The following is a 19,897-nucleotide window of genomic DNA, read 5'->3' as shown; positions in this document are numbered from 1 at the left end:
CGGCAGGGTGGAGCGGTGCCGGGCCGGTGTGCCGGACGCGCGGTGGCTGGCTGGACCGGTCGCACCGGCGCGCGTTCGGGTGAGGTCTTCCTCCGCCACCGACCCTCCACTCCCCACCGGCCCGACCCCGATGGCACGCGCCGCCCGCGGTGAGCCGTCTCACGATCGCACCGGCCCGACCGTTCCGCACAGTGGACGGTCGACGCACCCCGGTTCGTCACCGGAAGGTAGCGGATGCACCGGAAAATCGGGAATCCCCGGTCCCGGCCAGGGGACGCTGGCGGGCGGGGGCGATGCGCGGCGCGCGCACCCGGCGTGGTGGGGCGGGTTCAGCGCCGCTCGCGCCGCCGCAGGCCCCGGCCCGGATGCCAGCTCTCGATGAGCAGGTGGTCCGCCGGGTCGCCGACCCGGGTCAGCACCACCTCGGTCAACTCGATCCGGAACCGGTGCGAACCGTCCTCGCCCGCCGGCTCCTCGTGGGCGATCCCGGCGATCTTCGCGTCGCCGTCCCAGGCCCGCGGGTCGTCCTCGGGCGCGTCCTCGGTCGGGCAGTGCAGCGCCACCCGGGGGTCCCGGCGCAGGTCGAGGGCCTTGAGCGCGCCGGCCATGCTGCCCAGCCGCAGGTGTTCGGGGCCGAAGTCGAACTCGGTGCCGCTGATCCGCGGCGAGCCGTCGCGACGCAACGTCGCCATCGTGCCGTGCTTGCGCACCGCGAAGCGGGCGCGCACCCGCGCGGCGAACTCGGGTTGCTCATCGACCAGGTCGGACCACCATGCCATGCCACCCACGCTGGCAGGGAAACCTGACAACCGGCGTCGACTTTTCAGCGGATCTCGAAGCCGAGCGCCTGGGCGATCACCACCGTCTGCTCGGTGTCGACGATCGCGCCGGCCCGCTCCACCACCGTCGGGTCGAGCGCGGTCAGGTCGCTGCCCCGCAGGTCGGCGCCGGAGAGCCGGGAACTGTGCAGCTGGGCGGCGGACAGGTCGACACCGGTGACGGTGGCGCCGGTCAGGTTGGCCCCCGTCAGGTCGGCCTCCCGCATCCGCACATCGGTGATCCGGACCCCGCGCAGGTCGGCGCCGGGCAGCGCGACGAACGACCAGTCACCGCCGGCGATCGTCAACGGCCGCAGGTCGCACTGGGCGAAGGTGCTGCCGACCAGCTTGCAGCCGGTGAACTCGGCCTCGAAGAGGTTGCACCGCGTGAAGGTGCACCGGGTGAAGGCCGAGTCGGTGTGCCGGGAGGCGTTGAACTTCACGTTGCCGAAGGTGCACCCGTCGAAGACCGCGCCCCGGCTGACCGCCTCGGTGAGGTCGACGTGGAAGAACGAGCAGCGGACGAAGTGCCGGTCGACCAGCTCCTCGCCGTACCAGTCCTCGTTGCGGAAGGTCGCGTCCTCGGTCAGCTCGGGCATCGGGCCAGGCTACCGACGGGCACCGACATGTGTGGCCGTCCGCCCTTCCGACCGAGGGTACCGCCGAGTAGGTTCGGCGGCGTGAGTGTGGCACGCAGCATCGACCCGGACGAGATCGGCTTCGACCCGGCGCGGCTGGCGCGGATCGACGAGCACTTCGGCAGGTACGTCGACGCCGGCCGGCTGGCCGGCTGGCAGGTGGTGGTCACCCGCCGCGGCGAGGTGGCGCACGCCTCGACGTACGGGCTGCGCGACGTGGAGGCCGGCCGGCCGGTGCAGCCGGACACGCTGTGGCGCATCTACTCGATGACCAAGCCGGTCACCTCGGTCGCCGCGATGATGCTCTGGGAGGAGGGCCGCTTCGAGCTGACCGACGAGATCAGCCGCTGGCTGCCCGAGTTCGCCGACCTGCGGGTCTACTCGAAGGGTTCGACGCTCAAGCCGTACACGGTGCCGGCGATCGAGCCGATCCGGGTCTGGCACCTGCTCACCCACACCGCCGGCCTGACGTACGGCTTCATGCAGACCTCGGTGGTCGACGGCCTCTACCGGGCCGCCGGCTACGACCTCTACCCGCCGGCCGACGTCGACCTGGCCACGGCCTGCCGCGCCTTCGGCGAGCTGCCGCTGTTGTTCCAGCCCGGCACCGCGTGGGGCTACTCGGTCGCCACCGACGTGCTCGGCCGGCTGGTCGAGGTGGTCTCCGGGCAGAGCCTGGACGCCTTCTTCGCCGACCGGATCTTCCGTCCGCTCGGCATGACCGACACCCACTGGTGGGTCGACGGCGACGCCGCCGACCGGCTCGCCGCGCTCTACGCGCCCGACCCGCGCACCGGCCGCGCGTTCCGCTACGACAGGCTGGGCGCCCTGGCGTACGAGAAGCCGGCGTTCCTGTCCGGCGGGGGCGGCCTGATCGCCAGCGCCGCCGACTACCACCGGTTCACCCAGATGCTGCTGCGCGGCGGCGAACTGGACGGGGTACGCCTGCTCGGTCCTCGCACGGTGCGCTTCATGACCCGCAACCACCTGCCCGGCGGGCAGGACCTGGGCACGCTGTCCACCGGCGGCTTCGCCGAGACCACCCTCGACGGGATCGGCTTCGGGCTCGGCTTCGCCGTGGTGGAGGACCCGATCCCGAGCCGCGTGCCGAGCAGCGTCGGCGAGTACTACTGGGGCGGCGTGGCGAGCACCGCGTTCTGGGTGGACCCGGTCGAGGAGATCACCGCGCTGCTCTTCACCCAGCTGCTGCCGTCCAGCACCTACCCGCTCCGGCCGCAGCTGCGCCAGCTGGTCTACTCCGCCCTGGTCGACTGACCGGTCACCGCGGCCGGCACTCCTCGATGTCCTCCGGCGAGGTGAAGCAGTCGGTGTGCGCGCCGGCGATGCCGGTGACCCGGAAGGGGCGTCCGGCGTCGTCGATGGTGACGGTACCGGTGCGCCCCTGCGACGCCCAGTCCAGCTCGACCCGCCACTCGCAGTCGCACCGCTCGGTGTGGCCGACGACGAGGAACGTCTCGGCGTCGGTCAGCGACACCCGGTACGGGAAGCGGATCTCCCTCCGTTCGTGCGCCGGGACGCTGCCCTCGCCCTCGGTGAACATGCCGGCGTGGAGCACCGGCGGGTCCTCGTCCAGGTCGGCGTCCACCCACCGGTAGGCGCTCGGCCCGCCGCCGCCGGGCACGGCGAACACCCCCCGCAGGGCGGGACGCCGCGCCGCCACCCGTACGCGCAGGTCGGTGAGCGTCACCTGGGCCTCGCTGACGCCCTGGACGGTGAAGGACACACCGAGGCGGGAGGCCGGCACCGCGTTGGCCTCCCGGACCCACGGCGACCAGTCGTCGCGCCAACCCGGCCGGGCGGGGATCTCCGCGAGTGGTGCCGCGACCACCCAACCGTCCGTCTCGTCGTGCTCGGTGCGGACCGCGATCGTGAAGGGCAGGGCGTCCGGGTCGTCCGGCGGCGGCGACGGCGGGCTGCCCGGGAGCAGACCCCAGGCGAGGAGCCAGGCGGTCACCGCCGTGGTGACGACGGCGGCGAGGACCCCGGCGAGCCACCGCCCGGTCGGCGGGCCGACCGGCTTCAGCCGGCGCAGCCAGGCCCGCGCCCGATCATGCCAGCGCTGCCGCGGCTCGTCCTCCGGCGCCGGACCGGCGGGCTCGGCGCCGTCGGCGGCCGCGTCCCGTACCTCGGTCATGGCACCTCCGCGCTGGCCGTCCGTACCAGTTCAGCCGAGTGCCGGCGTGGACACAAGGGGTCACTGGCGATGGCGTGGGGATCCCGGTCCGCCAGCGCGCGCCGGCAGCGGTCAATAGCCTGGAGAGGGCTACGTCAGCGGGGGTTACGTCCGCGGAGGCCGGCTCCGCCGGGCCGGACCGGGACGCGGGGCGGGAGGCGGTCGTGAGCAACATCGTCGTGTTCGGGGCGGGCGGCACCGCGGGATCGCGGGTCACCGCGGAGGCGGTCGGCCGGGGGCACCGGGTGGTCGCGGCGGTACGGCGCCCGGAGGCCACCTCCTACCTGCCGGCCGGCGTGCACGTGGTGACCGGCGACGCCACCAGCGAGCAGAGCGTACGGGAGTTGGCGCCGGACACGGACGCGATGGTGCTGGCGATCGGCGGCGGCGAGCACGGGCTCTGGCTGGCCGCGGCGCGGAACCTGGTGACCACGCTGCGCGGGATGCCGGACGCGCCCCGGATCATCCACCTGGGGGGCGGCTCCACCCTGCTCACCCCGCGCGGCACCCGGTACCTCGACGAGCCGGACTTCCCGGAGGAGTACCGCCCGTCGGCGTTGGGCCAGGCCGAGGCGCTCGACTACTACCGGTCCTCGGCCGACGGGGTCCGCTGGACGTACGTGTCCCCGCCGCCGCTGGAGTTCCACCCGGGCGAGCGCACCGGGCACTACCGCACCGGCGGCGACCAGCCGGTCACCGACGACCAGGGCCGCTCGGTGCTCAGCTACGAGGACCTGGCGGTGGCGATCGTGGACGAGATCGAGAACCCGCGGCACGAGAACACCCGCTTCACCGCCGCGTACTGACGGCTTCAGTCGGCGAGGCGGGCGGGGAAGCCGCCGGTGGCGATCGGACCCCAGGCGTCGATGGTGACCCGGATCAGCGACTTGCCCTGGCGCACCATCGCCTGCCGGTACTCGTCCCAGTCCGGGTGCTCGCCGGAGATGCAGCGGAAGTACTCCACCAGCGGCTCCAGCGCCTCGGGCAGGTCGAGCACCTCGGCGGTGCCGTCGAGCTGCACCCACGGGCCGTTCCAGTCGTCGGAGAGCACGCACGCCGACACCCGCGGGTCGCGGCGGATGTTGGTGACCTTGGCCCGCTCCGGATAGGTGGAGACGACCAGCCGGCCGGCCGGGTCCACCCCGGCGGCGACCGGCGACGACTGCGGGCGGCCGTCAGCCCGGGTGGTCATCAGGATGACCTTGTGCCGGGGCCGGACGAAGTCGAGCAGGGCGTCCCGGTCGACCCGGGTGTTCGTCGCGATGTTTCGTGCCACCACTCGTTTCTACCAGTCAGTCCCACCAGAAGAACCACCGCCGGGCGGGCACCTGCACGGCGGCGAGGGCGTCGATGGTCTCGACGCCCTGGTCGACGATGTCCTGGCAGTACCAGTACTGCTCCTCGGCCACGGCCAGCACGGTCGCCGGATCGGCCGGCGGGCGGAGCACCCGGAGCTCGATGATGTCGTCGCTGACGGCGACCAGCTCGGCGCCGTACCGGTCGCGCCAGTGGCGCAGCACCGCCACGTGGTCGGCCGGCTCCATAGCGTAGTTCCCGCCCGCCCACAGGCCGAGCACGGCCGGGACGAGGTGGCCGGCGGCCGCCGGGACCAGGCCCATCCACCCGGGCTCAGCCGCGAGCACGAATCCGTCCTCGTCGTGCGGCGCTAGGCCGTCCGCCGGGCCGCGGGGCGGGTACTCGATCTCGTCTTCATCGTCGCCCTCCTCCCAGGCGAGAAGCTCCTCGCGCAGCTCGCCGAGCCGGGCGGCCACGTCCATGCCCAGCCCGGCGGCGATCGCGTCGTCCCGCTCGTCGTCCCCGATCAGTCTGAGCCCGTCCGGGCGTGGGCCGAGGATGACCGGCCACCGGCCGACTGCCGGGGCCAGCTCACGCAGGCGCCGCCACAGCGGCAGCAGTTGAGCGGGCTCGGCGTGGAACGCCGGCACCCCGCCGACGTCACGCAGGTGCGGATCGTGGATGCCGACAGCCTCGAGCAGGCGACGCGCGTCGTCGATGTGGTTCACGCGTACGTCGTACCAGCAGGTTCCGACAGTCAGCGGGGGCGGGCCGGGGCGCGGCCCCCGGCCGGCTGCGCCGGGACCCGGGGGCGCACCGCCGGCCGCCACGCCCGGCCGTTGGCGTAGATCACCCGGAAACCGAGGTACGACGCCAGCGGCGCCCAGTGCGCCGAGCCCATCCGCAGTTCGGCGGCGTTGTGCCGCTGCCCGTTGGCCAGTACGTCGAGCAGCACGGTCTCGAAGGCGGCCGATTCGACCCAGTCCACTTCCCGGGTGTATCCACAGATCAGCGCGGCCCCGGTGACCTGCAGGAATTCGCGCAGCACGGCGTCGGAGGCACGGAGCACGGAGCAACTGCCGAAATAGAGCCGGCGGCCCTCGCAGCGGCCGGACATCAGTTCCGCGACGTCGGCGAGTTCGACGGAGTTCCAGTCGGTCAGGCAGAGCCGGCTGGGCTCGCCGTGCATGGCGAAGAAGCCGACCCGGTAGTCGGCGTACTGCTTGAGCAGCCAGCGGTCGAGGAAGTAGAAGAGCTCGTCGCGGGTGGCCGCGTCCCGGTGGATGAACCGGATCTTCCCGAGCCGCTCCAGCAGTTCCAGCGTGGGCAGCACGGAGCCCCGCTCGTTGAGGTCCCGGTGCCACTGCCCCTCGACGCAGAAGACGCCACCGCGCGCCACGCCCACCTCCGCCAGTCCGCCGCCCGGGCTGACGTTACCGGCCGCCCCGGCCCGGAGAACATCACCCTCGGTGTGGCCGATTGTGACGTCGCGTGCGGTTGTGCTGTTCCTGCGCCTCGTCGGCGGTGAATGGGTGATTCGTGATTGCGCCCAATTCCCAGCCAAGCCCCAGGAACCGCGAATCGTAAGGACAATTCTCGTTAATCCCCTCCTAAGCCCCGGATCAGTGTCAGGGTGGAAATCGCGGGACGTCCCGGTCGATGTCCTGGATGCCACCCCAATCGCACTCCTATCGGGAGGACTTCTGTGCGTGTAAACACCTTGAAGCGGGCTGTCGTCGCGTTCGCCCTGGCGGTGCCCGGGGCCGCGATCGCCACGGTGGTCGCCGCGCCAGCGGCCCATGCCGACGGCTGCTACACCTGGCAACGGAACCTCTACCAGGGCCGCTCCGGCGACGACGTGCGCCAGCTCCAACTCCGGGTCGCCGGCTGGGCCGGCAACCGGGACATCGTCGAGCTCGACGGCCGGTTCGGCCCGAAGACCGCCGCCGCGGTCCGCCGCTTCCAGTCCGCGTACGGGCTACGGGTGGATGGCATCGCCGGTCCGCAGACGTACGCCAAGCTCTACGAACTCCAGGACAACGACTGCACGCCCCGGCACTTCAGCTACGCCGAGATGGACGACGGTTGCGGCCGGGGCGGGTGGAGCGGGGGCCCGCTCTCGGCCGCCCAGACCCGGCAGAACGCGCTGCAAACCATGTGGAAGCTGGAGGCGTTGCGGCACAGCATGGGCGACAAGCCGATCTACGTGAGCAGCGGCTTCCGCAGCCGCGCCTGCAACAACCAGGTCGGCGGCGCGTCGGACAGCCAGCACCTCTACGGCACCGCCGCCGACATCACCTCACGTACCAGCTCGCTCTGCGAGCTGGCCCGGGACGCCCGTAACCGGGGCTTCAGCGGGATCTTCGGCCCCGGCTACCCCGACCACGACGACCACGTGCACGTGGACTCCCGGCGGGAGAACAACCGGGACCGGACCTCGAACACCACCAGCTGGTCCGCGCCGGACTGCGGGATCGGCGCCGGCAACGACTGAGCCACGACGGCGACGCCGGCCCGGGCGGGAGGGGAATCCCGAGCCCGGGCCGGCGTCGTCCTGCCCCGGCGGGCGCTGGCGGCCGTACCCTCCGCTCAGCTCGCCCGGGGCCAGCGCGGCGCGGTGGCGGGGGGAGCCACCGGCCGGCCGGAGCTGGCGGGCCGGACCACCGGCCGCGCACCCGGCGCGGCCGCCCGGGCGGCCTGGCCGTGCAGCGGGTAACCGGGGCGCGGCGCGGCCGTGCCGGTACGCGCCGGCGCGGGAACGGTCACCGTGAACGGGAACGGCACGTGCACGAACGGGTTGCCGTGCCGGATCAGGGCGTCGATCTGCCGCTCGTTGAGCCCGTGCTCGGTCAGCACCCGGCGTCCCCAGCGGTGCAGCCGGCACGGGTACGTCGCGCCGTCGTTGCGGCACAGCGACCCCGAGGGCCACTCCTCGGCGGTGTGCACCACCACCGCCCGCACCGCGAGCCGGACGTCCTCCGGGGTCAGCGGGGCCGGGACCGGCACCTCGCCTAGTACCTGATCGATGGGATCCGTCGACTGCTCACCAACTCGCACGGTAGGCCTCCCGCGGCTCCGGCAGCGGTGCGGCCGACCCGCCGCACCGCATCCTCGGCCAGTGGTACGGCCCCCGCCCGGCGAAAGTTCAATCCCGGTACGCGACGAGCAGGTCCTCGGGTGACAGCACGCGGACGCCCTCGGCGGTCGCCCCGCTACGAGAGACCGCCACCAGCGCCACGTCGTCGGCCGCTCCCGGCAGCTGGGCCCGATGCCGCAGCAGCCGCCCCAGGTCATGCGGGTCGAAGGGACGTTGCTCCAACCACTTCACCGAACCGACGAACGTGATCCGTCTCGCGATCGGCTCACGGTCGGCGCCCACCAGGTCGATTTCCGGATCGTTCGTCCGCGTCCAGTAGCCGCCCACGCTCGAGGTGCCCTCGGGTAGGTAGCCGTCGGGCAGCCGGCGCAATGCCTCCCGCATCACGGGTTCGATCGCCCTGCCGCGCCAGGACGTCCAGGACGAGGAGATCCGCCGCAGCGTCAGATCGCCCCGTCCCCGTTCGATCTCGGGCAGGTACGGCGCCAGGAACGACAGCCAGAATCGCAGGTACGGGTCGGTCACCGTGTACCGGGTATCCCGGGAGGGCCTGGTCGACAGCGGCACGGAGACATCGACGATCCGCTTGTCGGTGAGCACCCGCAGCGCTCGCGTCAGCGATGCCTGCGGGAGCCCTCCGGACGCGCGGGAGATCATCGAGAAGGTGCGTTCGCCGGACCCGATCGCCCGCAGGACCACCCCCGCCTGGGATGCGGTGGGGAACTCGGCCGCGAGCGCTCGCTCGCCACTGACCAGCAACGCCGAGGTCGGATCGGTGACGGCGTCGGCGAGGTAGTCGCTCAGGGTGGCACCACCGGGCCACTCGTCGAGGATCAGCGGTAGCCCGCCGGAGACGAGATAGGCATCGAACGCCTCCGCAGCCGACAGATTGAGCATGTCCCGGACGTCGGCGGGGCTCAGCGGCGGTATCACCATCTCGGTGGCTCGCTGGTGGAACGGACGCCCGTAGTCGTTCAGTGCCTCCATCATCGCCAGGTCGGAGCCGATGCAGATCAGCAGGACCGGCCGCCGCGACAGTTCCCGGTCGAAGACCTTCTGCAGCGTGCCCTCGAAGCCGGGGTCGGTGGCGATCAGGTATGGCATCTCATCCAGAACGACCACGCTGGGCCGATCGGTGGGCAGGGCGGCGGCGAGCAGCGTGAGGGCGGCATCCCAGGTGGCCGGCTGCTGGGCCTGGAAGAGAGCGGCGCCGGGAAGCGTCGACCCGGCCACCGCCTCGACGAAGAGAGCGAGATCGGCGGTGACCGTGGGCTGCGCCGAGGCGGTGAAGAAGACGTGCGGGATGTCGGCGCGGTCGACGAACTCCTCCACCAGCCGGGACTTGCCGACCCGCCGCCGGCCGCGCATGAGCAGTGCCCGGCCAGGCCGACCGGCGCGGCCGCCGTCCCGAACCCGGCTGAGCATCCGGTTGAGCTGTGTGAGCTCCCGGCCACGCCCGACGAAGCCGTCCATACAACCATCCTTGATAGTTCCATTCGTGAAACACTCATGGATGAGTGTATTCCAGGAGGCGCCTCAGGCCGGGAATTGGACGGGTCACACCAGCCCGGCGTCGTGCACCAGCAGCGCCACCTGCACCCGGTTGTTCAGGTCGAGCCGGGTCAGCAGCCGGGAGACGTACGCCTTGACCGTCGCCACGCTCATGTACAGCTCGGCGGCGATCTCGGCGTTGGTGCGGCCCTGCCCGAGCGCGACCGCGACCTCCCGCTCCCGCTCACTGAGCCCGGCCAGCAGCCGCAGCGCCCGTTCCCGGCGCGGATCCGGCCCGGCCGCCGGGCCCGGGCCGGTGACGTGGTCGATCAACCGGCGGGTCACCGTCGGGGAGAGGGTGGCCTCCCCCGCCGCCACCCGGTGCACCGCCCGCACGATCTCGGCCGGCGGAGTGTCCTTGAGCAGGAACCCGCCCGCCCCGGCCCGCAGCGCGCGCAGCACCTGGTCGTCGGCGTCGAAGGTGGTCAGCACCAGCACCTCCGGCGGCCGGGGCAGCGCGCGCAGCGCCTCGGTGGCGGCCAGCCCGTCGAGCCGGGGCATCCGGATGTCCATCAGCACCACGTCCGGCGCGTACGCGGCGACCGCCGCGGGAACCTCGCTGCCGTCCGCCGCCTCGCCGACCACCAGCAGATCGGGCACCCCGCCGAGGATCATCGACAGACCGGCCCGGACCAGCGGGTCGTCGTCGACGATCAGCACCCGCACCGGCCCGTCGGGCGTCGACGGCGGCCCGGCGGCCGGTCCGGGTGCGCCCGGCGCCGACCCGGTCACGCCGGCCACGGCAGCCAGGCGGCCAGCCGGAAGTCACCGGTGTCGTCGCGGCCGTACTCCAGCCGCCCGCCGGCCAGGTGGACCCGTTCGGCGATGCCGACCAGGCCGGTGCCGGCACCGGGGATCTCCGGATCGGTGACCCCGCCGACCGGCCACCGGTTGCGGATCTCCACGGTCAGCCCGTCACCCGGGGCGCCGGCCACGTCGACGGTGACCGCGGCCCCGGCGGCGTGCTTGCGGGCGTTGGTCAACCCCTCCTGCACGATCCGGTAGACGCTGCGCCCGACCGCCGCCGGCAGCCGCTCCGCCGCACCGACCAGGTCGCGCACGCTGACCCGGACCCCGGCGACCCGGGACTCCTCAACCAGCGCGGGGAGGTCGGCCAGGGTGGGCTGCGGGCGTTCCGGCTCCTGCCCGGCGCCGGTCTCGGCGCGGAGCACCCCGATCACCTCGCGCAGGTCCTGCAACGCGGCGTGCGCGCTGCCCCGGATCACGCCGGCCGCCCGCGCCACCTCCTCCGGCGGCGCGTCCGGGCGGAACTCCAGCGCCCCGGCGTGCAGGCTGAGCAGCGAGATCCGGTGCGCCAGCACGTCGTGCATCTCCCGGGCGATCCGGGTGCGCTCCAGCTGCCGGGCCTGCGCCACCCGCAACTGCTGCTCCGCCTCAGCCCGCTCGGCGCGTTCCCGCAGCGACACCACCAGCTGCCGGCGGGCCCGGACGAACATCCCCCAGGCGAGCACGGCGACCAGGACCAGCACCGTCCAGATCATCGCCGGCCAGAACGCCATGCCGGGGTCGGGGCGCAGCTGGTAGTAGCCGAACGCGGTCAGCAGGTGCACGCCGGTCACCCCGGCCGCCAGCGGGATGGGCCGGTGCACGGTGAGCGTGAAGATGATGATCAGCAGCGCGCCCGAGGCGGTGACGGAGAACGCGGAGAGCGGCAGCGTGGCCACCGCCAGCCCCACCGGCCAGCGCCGGCGGACCCAGAGCCCGGCCGCGGTGGCCAGGCCGCAGACCGCGTCGACCTCCTCCAGCCACCACGGGCCGGTGTTCAGCGCGTAGCTCGGCTCGGGCGAGGCCGCGTCGGCGGCCGAGAGCAGCACCCAGACCAGGGCGATCAGGAAGCAGAGGCTGTCGATGATCCAGTCGCGGGTGGTCCGCCGCGGATGCCCGGCCGCCTCGGTCAGCGCGCCCGGCAGCAGCCAGGGGTGGTCCGGTGCGGCGGCGGTGCTGGTCACCTGGTCATGCTAGGCAGCGGTGCCGAGCACCGACCAGCTACCAAAGTCGAGACCTCGGCCTCGACCAAGGTAGCCACGAGGCGAGACCGCCGGCCGCTGCGGGCGACCGACCGGCTCCGGCAGGGTCGTCGGCATGATCACCGTCGAACACCTCACCAAGCGGTACGGGCGGCACACCGCCGTCGACGACGTGTCGTTCCGCTGCGAGCCGGGCACGGTCACCGGCTTCCTCGGCCCGAACGGCGCCGGCAAGTCCACCACCATGCGGATGATCTGCGGCCTCACCCCGCCGACCGCCGGTGGCAGCACGGTCAGCGGCCGCCCCTACCGGCAGCTGCCCAACCCCGGGCGCGAGGTGGGCGTGCTGCTGGACGCCTCGGCCCAGCACGCCGGGCGCACCGGCCGGGAGGCGCTGACCGTCGCCGCCCAGACGATGGGCGTGGACCGCCGGGAGGTGGCCGTCAAGCTCGACCTGGTCGGCCTGGACGGGGCCGCCGCGAAGCGCCGGGTGCGGGCGTACTCGCTGGGCATGCGGCAGCGGCTCGGTCTGGCGCACGCGCTGCTGGGCGATCCCCGGGTGCTGATCCTCGACGAGCCGGCCAACGGCCTCGACCCCGAGGGCATCTTCTGGATGCGCGGCCTGCTGCGCGACTTCGCCGACCGGGGCGGCACCGTGCTGCTCTCCTCGCACCTGCTGCGCGAGGTCGAGGCGGTGGCCGACCGGCTGGTGGTCATCGGCGGCGGCCGGATCGTGGCCCAGGGCGACAAGGCCGAACTGCTGGCCGGCGCCGGCACCCGGGTGCGCGCCCGGGACCAGCAGGCCCTGCGCCGGGCGCTGGACGCCGCCGGCCTCGACGTGACCGGTGGCGCCGACGGGGGGCTGCTCGTGCACGCCGAGGCCGAGGCCGTCGGCCAGGCCGCCGCCGACGCCGGCGTCGCGCTCACCGAGCTGCGCCCCGCCGACGGCGGCGGCCTGGAGCAGCTCTTCCTCACCCTCACCGCCGGCGAACCGAACGGCGCCGGCGCGAACCCCGGTGCCGGCGACAGCCGCACCACCGGCCAGCCGACCAGGGAGACCGTCCGATGACCACCAGCACCGTCGCCACCGCACCCGCCGCCGCGCCCCGGCGCCACCCTGGCCTACGCCGGCCGTCCCTGCTCCGGCTCACCGGGGTGGAGCTGCGCAAGCTGGTGGACACCCGGGCCGGGTTCTGGCTGCTGGTCACCATCGGGCTGGTCGCCGCCGCCATCGTCGTCCTCCAGTTGATCTACGCCAAGGACGCGGACCAGACCTTCACCAACTTCTTCCTCCCCTCGCTGCTGCCGGTCGGCATCCTGCTGCCGGTGCTCGGCATCCTGTCGATCACCAGCGAGTGGTCGCAGCGCACCGCGCTCACCACGTACGCCCTGGTGCCCCGGCGGGAGCGGGTGATCGCCGCGAAGCTCGCCGCGGTGGTGCTGGCCGCGCTGGCGTCGGTGCTGGCCAGCCTGGCGGTGGCCGCCGTCGGCACGCTGGTCGCCGGGGCCACCGGCGGGGCCGGCACCTGGCGGATCGAGGGGTCGCTGCTGCTGAACGCGGTGGTGCTCCAGGTGGCCAGTGTGCTGATGGGCGCCGGCTTCGGCCTGCTGCTGCTGAACACCCCGCTGGCCATCGTCAGCTACCTGGTGCTGCCGACCCTCTGGTCGATCCTCGGCGAACTGGTCCGGCCGCTGCGCGGGCCGGCCGGCTGGCTGGACACCGGGCGCACCATGGAGCCGCTGCTCACCCCGGACGTCACCGGCGAGCAGTGGGGCCGGCTCGGGGTGTCGCTGCTGGTCTGGCTGGTCGTGCCGCTGGTCGCCGGCCTGGTCCGTACGCTGCGCCGCGAGGTGTCCTGAGCATGGACGGTTACGGCGTGCCCACCCGGGTCGACGGCGGCGCGGCCGAGCTGGCGGTCCTCTGGGTGGGCCTGCCGGCGGCCGGCGCCGGGGCCGGCGCGCTGCTGGCCCGGTTCGCCGGCTGGATCGCCGAGCTGCCCTGGGCGCCGGTGCAGCAGCTGTTCGAGGTCGTCGACCGGCTCCCTGACCCGCAGGCCGGCATCGGCGGGCTGGCCGTCGGCGCGCTGGGCGGGTTGGTGCTCGGTGCCATGGGCGCCGCGGACCGGCTGGTCGTCACCGTCGACGTCGAGCGGGTCCGGCTGCGCCGCGGCGGCGCGGAGCGGGACGTCGAGCGGCGGGCGACCCGGGCGGTCTTCGTCGACGGCAAGGACCTCGTGCTGCTCGGCGGCGACGACGAGGAACTGGCCCGGGAGCGGTCGGACCTGTCCGCCGGCCGGCTGTCCGACGCCTTCCGCGGGCGCGGCTGGCCGTGGACCGACGGCGACCCGCACCGGGACGCGTACCGGCGGTGGGTGCCGGGGCTGCCGGGGCTGCCCAGTGGCGCGGACGCGCTGCTGCGGGCCCGCCAGCGCGCCCTGGACAAGGAGAAGGGCGGCGAGGTCCGCGAGTTGCGTGTGGAACTGGCCCGCCTCGGCGTGGTGGTCCGCGACGACGGCAAGCGCCAGTACTGGCGGCTGACCCGATCGGCGGTACCCGGACCGGACCCGGCGACTTCCGGTGAGCGGGAGGTCGACGAACGGTAGCGTTGCTGGCGACGGAGCCTTCGGGCTGGGCGCTGGGAGCGCACGATGACCGAGCAGCAGCCGTACCGGGTGGTGGCGCGGCAACCCGGCTTCGAGCTGCGCCGCTATCCGGCCCACCTGGTGGCCGAGATGCAGGTCGAAGGGACCTTCGAACGGGTCGCCGCCGAGGCGTTCCGGCCGCTGGCCGCGTACCTCGGCGGCGCCCACCGGACGCGGGCGGCCGGCGCGGGCGGCCCGGTCGCGCAGCGGGCCGGGGCGGAGGCGATCGCGATGAGGGCGCCGGTGGTGCAGGAGGAGGGGGACCGCCCGGGCAGCTGGCTGGTGCGGTTCGTGCTGCCGGCCCGGTTCACCGCGGCCACCCTGCCCGAGCCCACCGATCCTCGGGTGCGGATCCGGGAGATCCCCGAACAGCTCGCCGCCGCCGTCCGGTTCGCCGGGCGGTGGACGGCGCGGGAGTTCGACCGGCGGGCCACCGCGCTGGGCCGGGCGGTCATCGCCGCCGGCCTGCGCCCGACCGGGGCGGTCCGCTACGCCCGCTTCGACCCGCCGTGGCGACCCTGGTTCCTGCGCCGCAACGAGGTGGTGCTTCCGGTCGCCGAGTGAGTCGGGCGCACCTCGCCGGCCGCGCTCCTCGTTGGAGATTTGCGCGTGCCGGGTCCGGGTAACGCAGGACGCGTCCCGCGCCGGGCGGGACCGGGAAGGGGGACGACGATGACCTCCGGCAGCGGCGTCACCGGCGGTGGCAGCGGCATCTTCCGGCGCAAGCCGGTCGAGGAGATCGCCGACACCAGCGCCGAGCAGCTGTCCCGGTCCCTCGGGCTGTGGCAGCTCACCGCGATCGGTGTCGGCGGCATCATCGGCGCCGGCATCTTCGCCCTGGCCGGCGCGGTGGCCAGCGAGACCGCCGGCCCGGCGGTGCTGGTGTCCTTCCTGATCGCCGGCCTGGCCAGCGCGGCCGCCGCGCTGTCGTACGCGGAGTTCGCCGGCATGATCCCGAAGGCCGGCTCGGCCTACACCTACGGCTACGCCGTGCTCGGCGAGGCGGTGGGCTGGTTCATCGGCTGGGACCTGCTGCTGGAGTACACAGCGATCGTGGCGGTGGTCGCTATCGGCATCTCCGGCTACTTCAGCTTCCTCGTCGGCGAGCTGGGGCTGGAGCTGCCGGCCTGGATGCTCGGCGCGCCGGGCACCGGCGAGGGGCACGTGGTCGACCTCTTCGCGGTGGTGCTCTGCCTGCTGATCGCCTTCCTGCTCAACCGGGGCATCAAGACCGCCGCCCAGTTCGAGACGTTCGTCGTCGGGCTCAAGGTCGCGGTGGTGCTGCTGGTGATCGTGGTCGGCTTCTTCTACGTCAAGACGGCGAACTACTCGCCGTTCTTCCCGTTCGGGCTGAGTGGGGCGTTCACCGGCGCGGCCACCGTCTTCTTCGCGGTCTTCGGCTACGACGCGATGAGCACCGCCGCCGAGGAGTCCCGGGACGCCCGCCGGCACATGCCGAAGGCGATCGTCTACTCGCTGGCCATCTCGATGGTCCTGTACGTGTTGGCCACCCTGGTGCTGACCGGCATGCAGAACTACCGGGACATCGACCCGGAGAGCGGCTTCTCCTCGGCCTTCGCCTCGGTGGGCCTGTCCGGGCTGGCCAGCGTGATCGCGGTCGGCGCGATCATCGGCATCCTGACGGTGATGTTCACCTTCATGCTCGGCGTGACCCGGGTGTGGTTCTCGATGAGCCGGGACGGCCTGCTGCCCGCGTGGTTCGCCAAGCTGCACCCGGTGCGCCGGGTGCCCAGCCGGGTGACCTGGATCGTCGGGATCGGCTCCGCGTTGATCGCCGGCTTCCTGCCGATCCGCGAGGCCGCGGAACTGACCAACATCGGCATCCTGCTGGCCTTCGTGGTGGTCTGCATCGCGGTGATCGTGCTGCGCTACCGCCACCCCGACGCGCCGCGGACGTTCCGGCTGCCGGGCATGCCGGTGGTGCCGGCGGTCGGCGCGCTCTTCTCGGTCTGGCTGATCACCTTCCTGGCGCCGGAGACCTGGCTGCGGTTCGCTGTCTGGTTCGTGATCGGCGCGTTGATCTACGCCGGCTACGGCTACCGCCGGTCGGCGCTGGCCCGGCGCAGCCCGTCCGGCCCCTCCGGCTCGTCCGGCTCCTCCGGCCCCTCCGGCTCGTCCGGCGCCTCCGGCCCTTCCGGCTCGTCCGGCCCGTCGGGTCCGTCGGGGCGCTCCGGGCCGGCCGGGCGGTAGCCGAGGGCGGGCGGGAAGGCCAGCAGCAACGCCATCCCGAGGCCGGCGAGCACCCCGGACAGCGAGTAGAGCACGTCGGAGTCGGCGCTGTTGATGGCGGTGTTGCCCGCCAGCGCGGTCAGCGGCGCGCCCAGGTTGAGCGGCAGGATGCCGATGACCACGATCAGCAGCATCGCGTACGGGCCGAGCAGGGCCGCCAGGGCGGCGAGGGCGTGCCACCGCCAGACCGGCCGCCCGTGCGGCCAGTCCCAGGCCAGCAGGGTCACCCCGGTCAGCAGCACCGCGCCGAGCAGCACGCCCGGCAGGATCCGCGGGCCGGGCGGCACCGCCCGCACCAGCAGGACGGCGGCGGCCGCCGCCGCACCGACCCCGACCGCCAGGCGCTGCCGGGCCGGGTGCCATCCCGGGGCCGCCGCCAGCGCGCAGCCGAGGGTCAGGGCGAGCAGCAGCAGGCTGGTGACGACCGCCGCCCGGTTCAGTTCCGGCTCCCGGTCGGTCGGTGACTCGATGCCCGCGGCGATCAGCACCGACACTCCGGTGACGCAGGCGGTGGCGACCAACGCCCGCCGATCGCGGCCACCGCGCTGCCGGCGTACGGCGAGGGCGGCGGCGCCGGCGACGGCCGCGCAGCCGGCGACGGCGAGCAGCACGGTGAAGCCCGCCCCGGTGGGGTCGGCCCGGTCCACGGCCACGTCGGCGGCCAGCCACGCGCCGCCCAGCAGCACCGCCGGAACGCTCCACCGGCGGTTGCCGCCGCCGGCCAGCACCAGCCCCGCAACCGCCCCGACGATCGCGACGAAGCGCAGGTCGCGGGCCCAGTAGGCGTTGTTGCCGCGCAGCGCCTCGGGCCACGGCCCGACCTGCTCGGTCAGCGGTTGCAGGACGGTCATCCCGAGCGCCCAGAGCACCGCGGCGACCGCGGCGAGGAGGAGTCCGGCGGGGCGTACGCGCATGGCCCGCACCCTAGCCGGCCGTCCCCCCGACCGGCGGCCCCGGGACGGCCGTGGGCCCGCACCGGCGAACCGGTGCGGGCCCACGGGTTATGGGGTGGTGCTATCGCTTGTTGCCGGTGTCGCCGACCCGGAAGGTGTGGTCCGCGTCGCCGTGCGAACCGGTTCTCGCCTGCGCTTTCGCTCCTTAGCAGACCACCGGAAACGATCGATGCGAAGAGCCGCCGGATCACATCTGCGTCACGAACGCGGTCACCCGCCGGCCCGCACGGCCGACCCCCGGCGCAGCATCCGCCAGGCCGGTACGACGCTCGCCGCGAGCGCGAGCAGCAGGCACAGCCCGACGACGCCGCCGACCACCGGCCACGGGACGACGAGGTCGACCGGCGCGCCGGCCTGCTCGGCGAGGCCGGCCCGGATGCTCACCAGGCCGGCGAACGCGACCGCCCCGCCGAGCAGCGCGCCGAGCGCCACCACCAACGCCGACTCCGCGGCGACCAGCCGCAGGACCTGCCGCCGGGTCGCCCCGGCCAGCCGGATCAGCCGCAGGTCGGCGGCGCGGCCGGCGGCGGCCGCCAGCAGGGTGTTGACCACCGCGATCCCGCCGTAGCCGGCCGTCACCGCGATCAGCAGCAGGGTGGCCAACCAGACCAACCGGTCCTCCGCCTGGTCCGCCTCGGCGGCCCAGGTGGCGACGTCGACCACCCGGGCGCCGGCGGGTGGGTCGACCGGCGCGGTCAGGTACACCGCCGAGGTCAGCGCCGACGGATCGTGCGCCCGGACGGCGGCGCGGGGCAGGAGCAGGTCACCGGGGAGCGAGTCGTCGGTCACCACGGCGACGACCCGCAGCGGCACCCGTTCCCCGTCGGCGAAGACCACCGGGAAGGGCCGGGCCGGCAGCGCGACGGTGGCTCCGGCCGCCGAGGCGCTGAGCACCACGGCGTCGTCGCCGCGCAGGTCCGACAGGGAGCCGGCGAGGACGGTGAGCGCCCGGTTCGCCGTGGCGAACGCCGCCGGCTCGACACCGAGCGCGGTCAGCGGACGAATCCCGTCGGTCGGCGGGTCACCGGTCACGAACACCGTGGTCGGCAGGACCGACGCGCCGCCAGCCGCGGCGACCGCCGGGTCGGCGAGGCCGGGGGCCCGGTCCGGCAGCAGCACCCAGCCGGCGTTCACGACGCTCAGCCGGCCGACCGCGTACCCGGCGGTGGAGGTCTGCACCATTCCGGACACCAGCACGGCGAAGGCGACGGTGAGCAGGACCGGGGCGGCGGTGGACGCGGTGCTCCGGGTGGCGGTCGAGGCGCCGGCGCGTACCAGCAACCCGATGGCGCCGCCGCGCCGCCGCACCGGCGGGTGGAGCAGCCGGACGAGCGGCCCGACGAACACCGGCGCGAGCGCGGCCGCGCCGGTGACCAACGCCATCACCGCGAGCAGGGCGGACGACGCCCCCTCCTGCGCGTCGGCACTGGTGGCGGTCGCGAGCCCGAGCACCGCACCGGCGGCGACGAGCAGCCCACCCGCCGCCGCCCGCAACCGCCCGATCGGCCGCTGCTCCACGGCCGACTCGCGCAGCGCCGCCAGCGGCCGGACCCGCGCGGCCCGCCGGGACGCCGTCCACACCGCCAGCAGCGCGATCACCGGCCCGGCCACCAGCGCGACCACGACCGGCCAGCGGGTGTACCGGAGGCGGAAGGTCGCCGGCTCGAAGCCGACGTCGACCAACAGCCGGCCCACCGCCGGGGCCAGCGCGGCCCCGACCAGCAACCCGACGACCGCCCCGCCGGCACCGACCACCAGGGCGTGCCGGTACAGCATCCGGCGGACCTGGCGCGGGGTGGCCCCGACGGCGCGCAGCAGCGCCAGTTCCCGGCGGCGCTGCGCGACGGCGTAGGCGAACGCGGCGGCGACCACGAAGATCGTGACGAAGCCGGCGAGCGCGGCGGTGGCGGTGAGCACCTGCAGGCCGATCCAGCGGGTACGCGCGTCCGCCCGCGGTTCCAACCGGCCCCGCTCGTCGCCGGTGAGGACCCGGCCGTCACCGGCCACGACGCCGCGCGCGGCGGCGGCGACCCGGTCGGGGTCGGCGCCCGGTGCCAGCACGAGACCGATGACGCCGACCCCCGGCGCGAGGGTCGCGGCGACCTCGTCGGCCACGTGCACGCCCGGCGCGTCGAGCAGGCCGGTGACCCGGTACGCCTGCGGCCCGCTCGCGGTCAGCAGGGTGACCGGGTCACCGGGGCGCAGGCCGAGCGCGGCATCGACGACCACCTCGCCGGGGTGCCGGGGTGGCGCGCCCGCCGTCAACCGCGGCCCACCGAGGCGGGTGCTGGACCAACCGTGTCCCTGGTGGGCGTCCTGCCGCTGGCCGTCGGTGGCCGGGGGGCGACCGTCCACGATGGGCTGGGCATAGAACGTCCGGTCCGGCACGGCCGCCGCGACGCCGGGCAGTCCGGCCAACCGCGCCACGAGTTCGCTCGCCCGCGCCGACGACCAGGGCCGGGTGGGCGCG

19 protein-coding genes are annotated in these 19,897 nt (G+C 74.4%); 8 read left to right on the top strand and 11 right to left on the bottom strand.

The window, feature by feature from the left end:
- Positions 1 to 329: 329 nt before the first annotated feature.
- Both DLJ47_RS04710 and DLJ47_RS04705 read right to left on the bottom strand, forming a co-directional pair.
- The gene (locus DLJ47_RS04710; RefSeq protein WP_109898872.1) at positions 330 to 779 is read right to left on the bottom strand and encodes a pyridoxamine 5'-phosphate oxidase family protein; all 450 of its coding nucleotides are present in this window, start codon (positions 777 to 779) and stop codon (positions 330 to 332) included.
- Positions 780 to 823: 44 nt separating this feature from the next.
- The gene (locus DLJ47_RS04705) at positions 824 to 1,417 is read right to left on the bottom strand and encodes a pentapeptide repeat-containing protein (RefSeq protein ID WP_109898871.1); all 594 of its coding nucleotides are present in this window, start codon (positions 1,415 to 1,417) and stop codon (positions 824 to 826) included.
- A gap of 81 nt (positions 1,418 to 1,498) precedes the next feature.
- Here DLJ47_RS04705 and DLJ47_RS04700 point away from each other — a divergent pair, with 81 nt between their 5' ends.
- A complete protein-coding gene (locus DLJ47_RS04700; RefSeq protein ID WP_109898870.1) occupies positions 1,499 to 2,731 on the top strand; it encodes a serine hydrolase domain-containing protein in 1,233 nt (410 codons plus the stop codon).
- A gap of 4 nt (positions 2,732 to 2,735) precedes the next feature.
- Here DLJ47_RS04700 and DLJ47_RS04695 read toward each other — a convergent pair whose 3' ends face one another.
- Entirely contained in the window at positions 2,736 to 3,611 is an 876-nt protein-coding gene (locus DLJ47_RS04695; RefSeq protein WP_109898869.1) for a hypothetical protein, read from the bottom strand.
- A gap of 203 nt (positions 3,612 to 3,814) precedes the next feature.
- On the opposite strand from DLJ47_RS04695, the gene DLJ47_RS04690 reads away from it, so the two are divergent.
- Positions 3,815 to 4,456 (top strand): NAD(P)-dependent oxidoreductase, encoded by a 642-nt coding sequence (locus DLJ47_RS04690; protein ID WP_109898868.1) that lies wholly within the window; start codon positions 3,815 to 3,817, stop codon positions 4,454 to 4,456.
- 5 nt (positions 4,457 to 4,461) lie between these two features.
- Here DLJ47_RS04690 and DLJ47_RS04685 read toward each other — a convergent pair whose 3' ends face one another.
- From DLJ47_RS04685 to DLJ47_RS04675, 3 genes are read right to left on the bottom strand one after another with little or no spacing between them, the layout of a single operon-like run.
- Positions 4,462 to 4,926 carry a PPOX class F420-dependent oxidoreductase gene (locus DLJ47_RS04685; RefSeq protein ID WP_109898875.1) on the bottom strand — a complete coding sequence of 155 codons (465 nt, stop codon included), beginning with the start codon at positions 4,924 to 4,926 and terminating at the stop codon, positions 4,462 to 4,464.
- Positions 4,927 to 4,942: 16 nt separating this feature from the next.
- Entirely contained in the window at positions 4,943 to 5,674 is a 732-nt protein-coding gene (locus tag DLJ47_RS04680) for a DUF4253 domain-containing protein (protein ID WP_146228026.1), read from the bottom strand.
- A 29-nt stretch (positions 5,675 to 5,703) separates the two neighbouring features.
- On the bottom strand, positions 5,704 to 6,345 hold the full coding sequence (locus DLJ47_RS04675; RefSeq protein ID WP_109898874.1) for a DUF6642 family protein: 642 nt from the start codon (positions 6,343 to 6,345) through the stop codon (positions 5,704 to 5,706).
- 306 nt (positions 6,346 to 6,651) lie between these two features.
- Between DLJ47_RS04675 and DLJ47_RS04670 the strand changes: the two genes are divergently transcribed.
- On the top strand, positions 6,652 to 7,440 hold the full coding sequence (locus tag DLJ47_RS04670; protein ID WP_109898866.1) for a D-Ala-D-Ala carboxypeptidase family metallohydrolase: 789 nt from the start codon (positions 6,652 to 6,654) through the stop codon (positions 7,438 to 7,440).
- A 95-nt stretch (positions 7,441 to 7,535) separates the two neighbouring features.
- On the opposite strand, the gene DLJ47_RS04665 is transcribed toward DLJ47_RS04670, so the two are convergent.
- From DLJ47_RS04665 to DLJ47_RS04650, 4 genes are all read right to left on the bottom strand, one after another.
- Entirely contained in the window at positions 7,536 to 8,003 is a 468-nt protein-coding gene (locus DLJ47_RS04665) for a hypothetical protein (RefSeq protein WP_109898865.1), read from the bottom strand.
- Between the two features lie 88 nt (positions 8,004 to 8,091).
- Positions 8,092 to 9,516: an ATP-binding protein gene (locus tag DLJ47_RS04660; RefSeq protein ID WP_109898864.1), complete on the bottom strand. Its 1,425-nt coding sequence runs from the start codon at positions 9,514 to 9,516 to the stop codon at positions 8,092 to 8,094.
- A gap of 84 nt (positions 9,517 to 9,600) precedes the next feature.
- On the bottom strand, positions 9,601 to 10,344 hold the full coding sequence (locus tag DLJ47_RS04655) for a response regulator (RefSeq protein ID WP_109898863.1): 744 nt from the start codon (positions 10,342 to 10,344) through the stop codon (positions 9,601 to 9,603).
- Positions 10,323 to 11,564, bottom strand: a complete 1,242-nt coding sequence (locus DLJ47_RS04650) for a sensor histidine kinase (RefSeq protein ID WP_109898862.1) — start codon at positions 11,562 to 11,564, stop codon at positions 10,323 to 10,325. The genes DLJ47_RS04655 and DLJ47_RS04650 overlap by 22 nt, the downstream gene beginning before the upstream one ends.
- A 133-nt stretch (positions 11,565 to 11,697) precedes the next feature.
- Here DLJ47_RS04650 and DLJ47_RS04645 point away from each other — a divergent pair, with 133 nt between their 5' ends.
- The 5 genes from DLJ47_RS04645 (at position 11,698) to DLJ47_RS04625 (ending at position 16,435) form a co-directional block, all read left to right on the top strand.
- The gene (locus tag DLJ47_RS04645) at positions 11,698 to 12,651 is read left to right on the top strand and encodes an ABC transporter ATP-binding protein (protein WP_109898861.1); all 954 of its coding nucleotides are present in this window, start codon (positions 11,698 to 11,700) and stop codon (positions 12,649 to 12,651) included.
- Positions 12,648 to 13,442, top strand: a complete 795-nt coding sequence (locus DLJ47_RS04640; protein WP_109898860.1) for an ABC transporter permease — start codon at positions 12,648 to 12,650, stop codon at positions 13,440 to 13,442. Before DLJ47_RS04645 ends, DLJ47_RS04640 begins: the two co-directional genes overlap by 4 nt.
- A gap of 2 nt (positions 13,443 to 13,444) precedes the next feature.
- A complete protein-coding gene (locus DLJ47_RS04635) occupies positions 13,445 to 14,185 on the top strand; it encodes a YqeB family protein (protein ID WP_109898859.1) in 741 nt (246 codons plus the stop codon).
- A 45-nt stretch (positions 14,186 to 14,230) separates the two neighbouring features.
- Positions 14,231 to 14,788: an SOUL family heme-binding protein gene (locus DLJ47_RS04630; protein ID WP_109898858.1), complete on the top strand. Its 558-nt coding sequence runs from the start codon at positions 14,231 to 14,233 to the stop codon at positions 14,786 to 14,788.
- Between the two features lie 108 nt (positions 14,789 to 14,896).
- Positions 14,897 to 16,435, top strand: coding sequence for an amino acid permease (locus DLJ47_RS04625; protein ID WP_109898857.1), 1,539 nt, complete (start codon positions 14,897 to 14,899; stop codon positions 16,433 to 16,435).
- A 1,202-nt stretch (positions 16,436 to 17,637) separates the two neighbouring features.
- On the opposite strand, the gene DLJ47_RS04615 is transcribed toward DLJ47_RS04625, so the two are convergent.
- Positions 17,638 to 19,897 (bottom strand): FtsX-like permease family protein (locus DLJ47_RS04615; protein ID WP_199235701.1); only part of this gene is annotated, 2,260 nt, incomplete at its 5' end.

Origin of the sequence: Micromonospora sp. S4605 (genome assembly GCF_003176715.1) — a bacterium.
Taxonomy (GTDB): Bacteria; Actinomycetota; Actinomycetes; order Mycobacteriales; family Micromonosporaceae; genus Micromonospora; species Micromonospora echinaurantiaca.
Note: the sequence above shows the minus strand (reverse complement) of the source record. Positions and strands in the feature narration are given on the sequence as shown.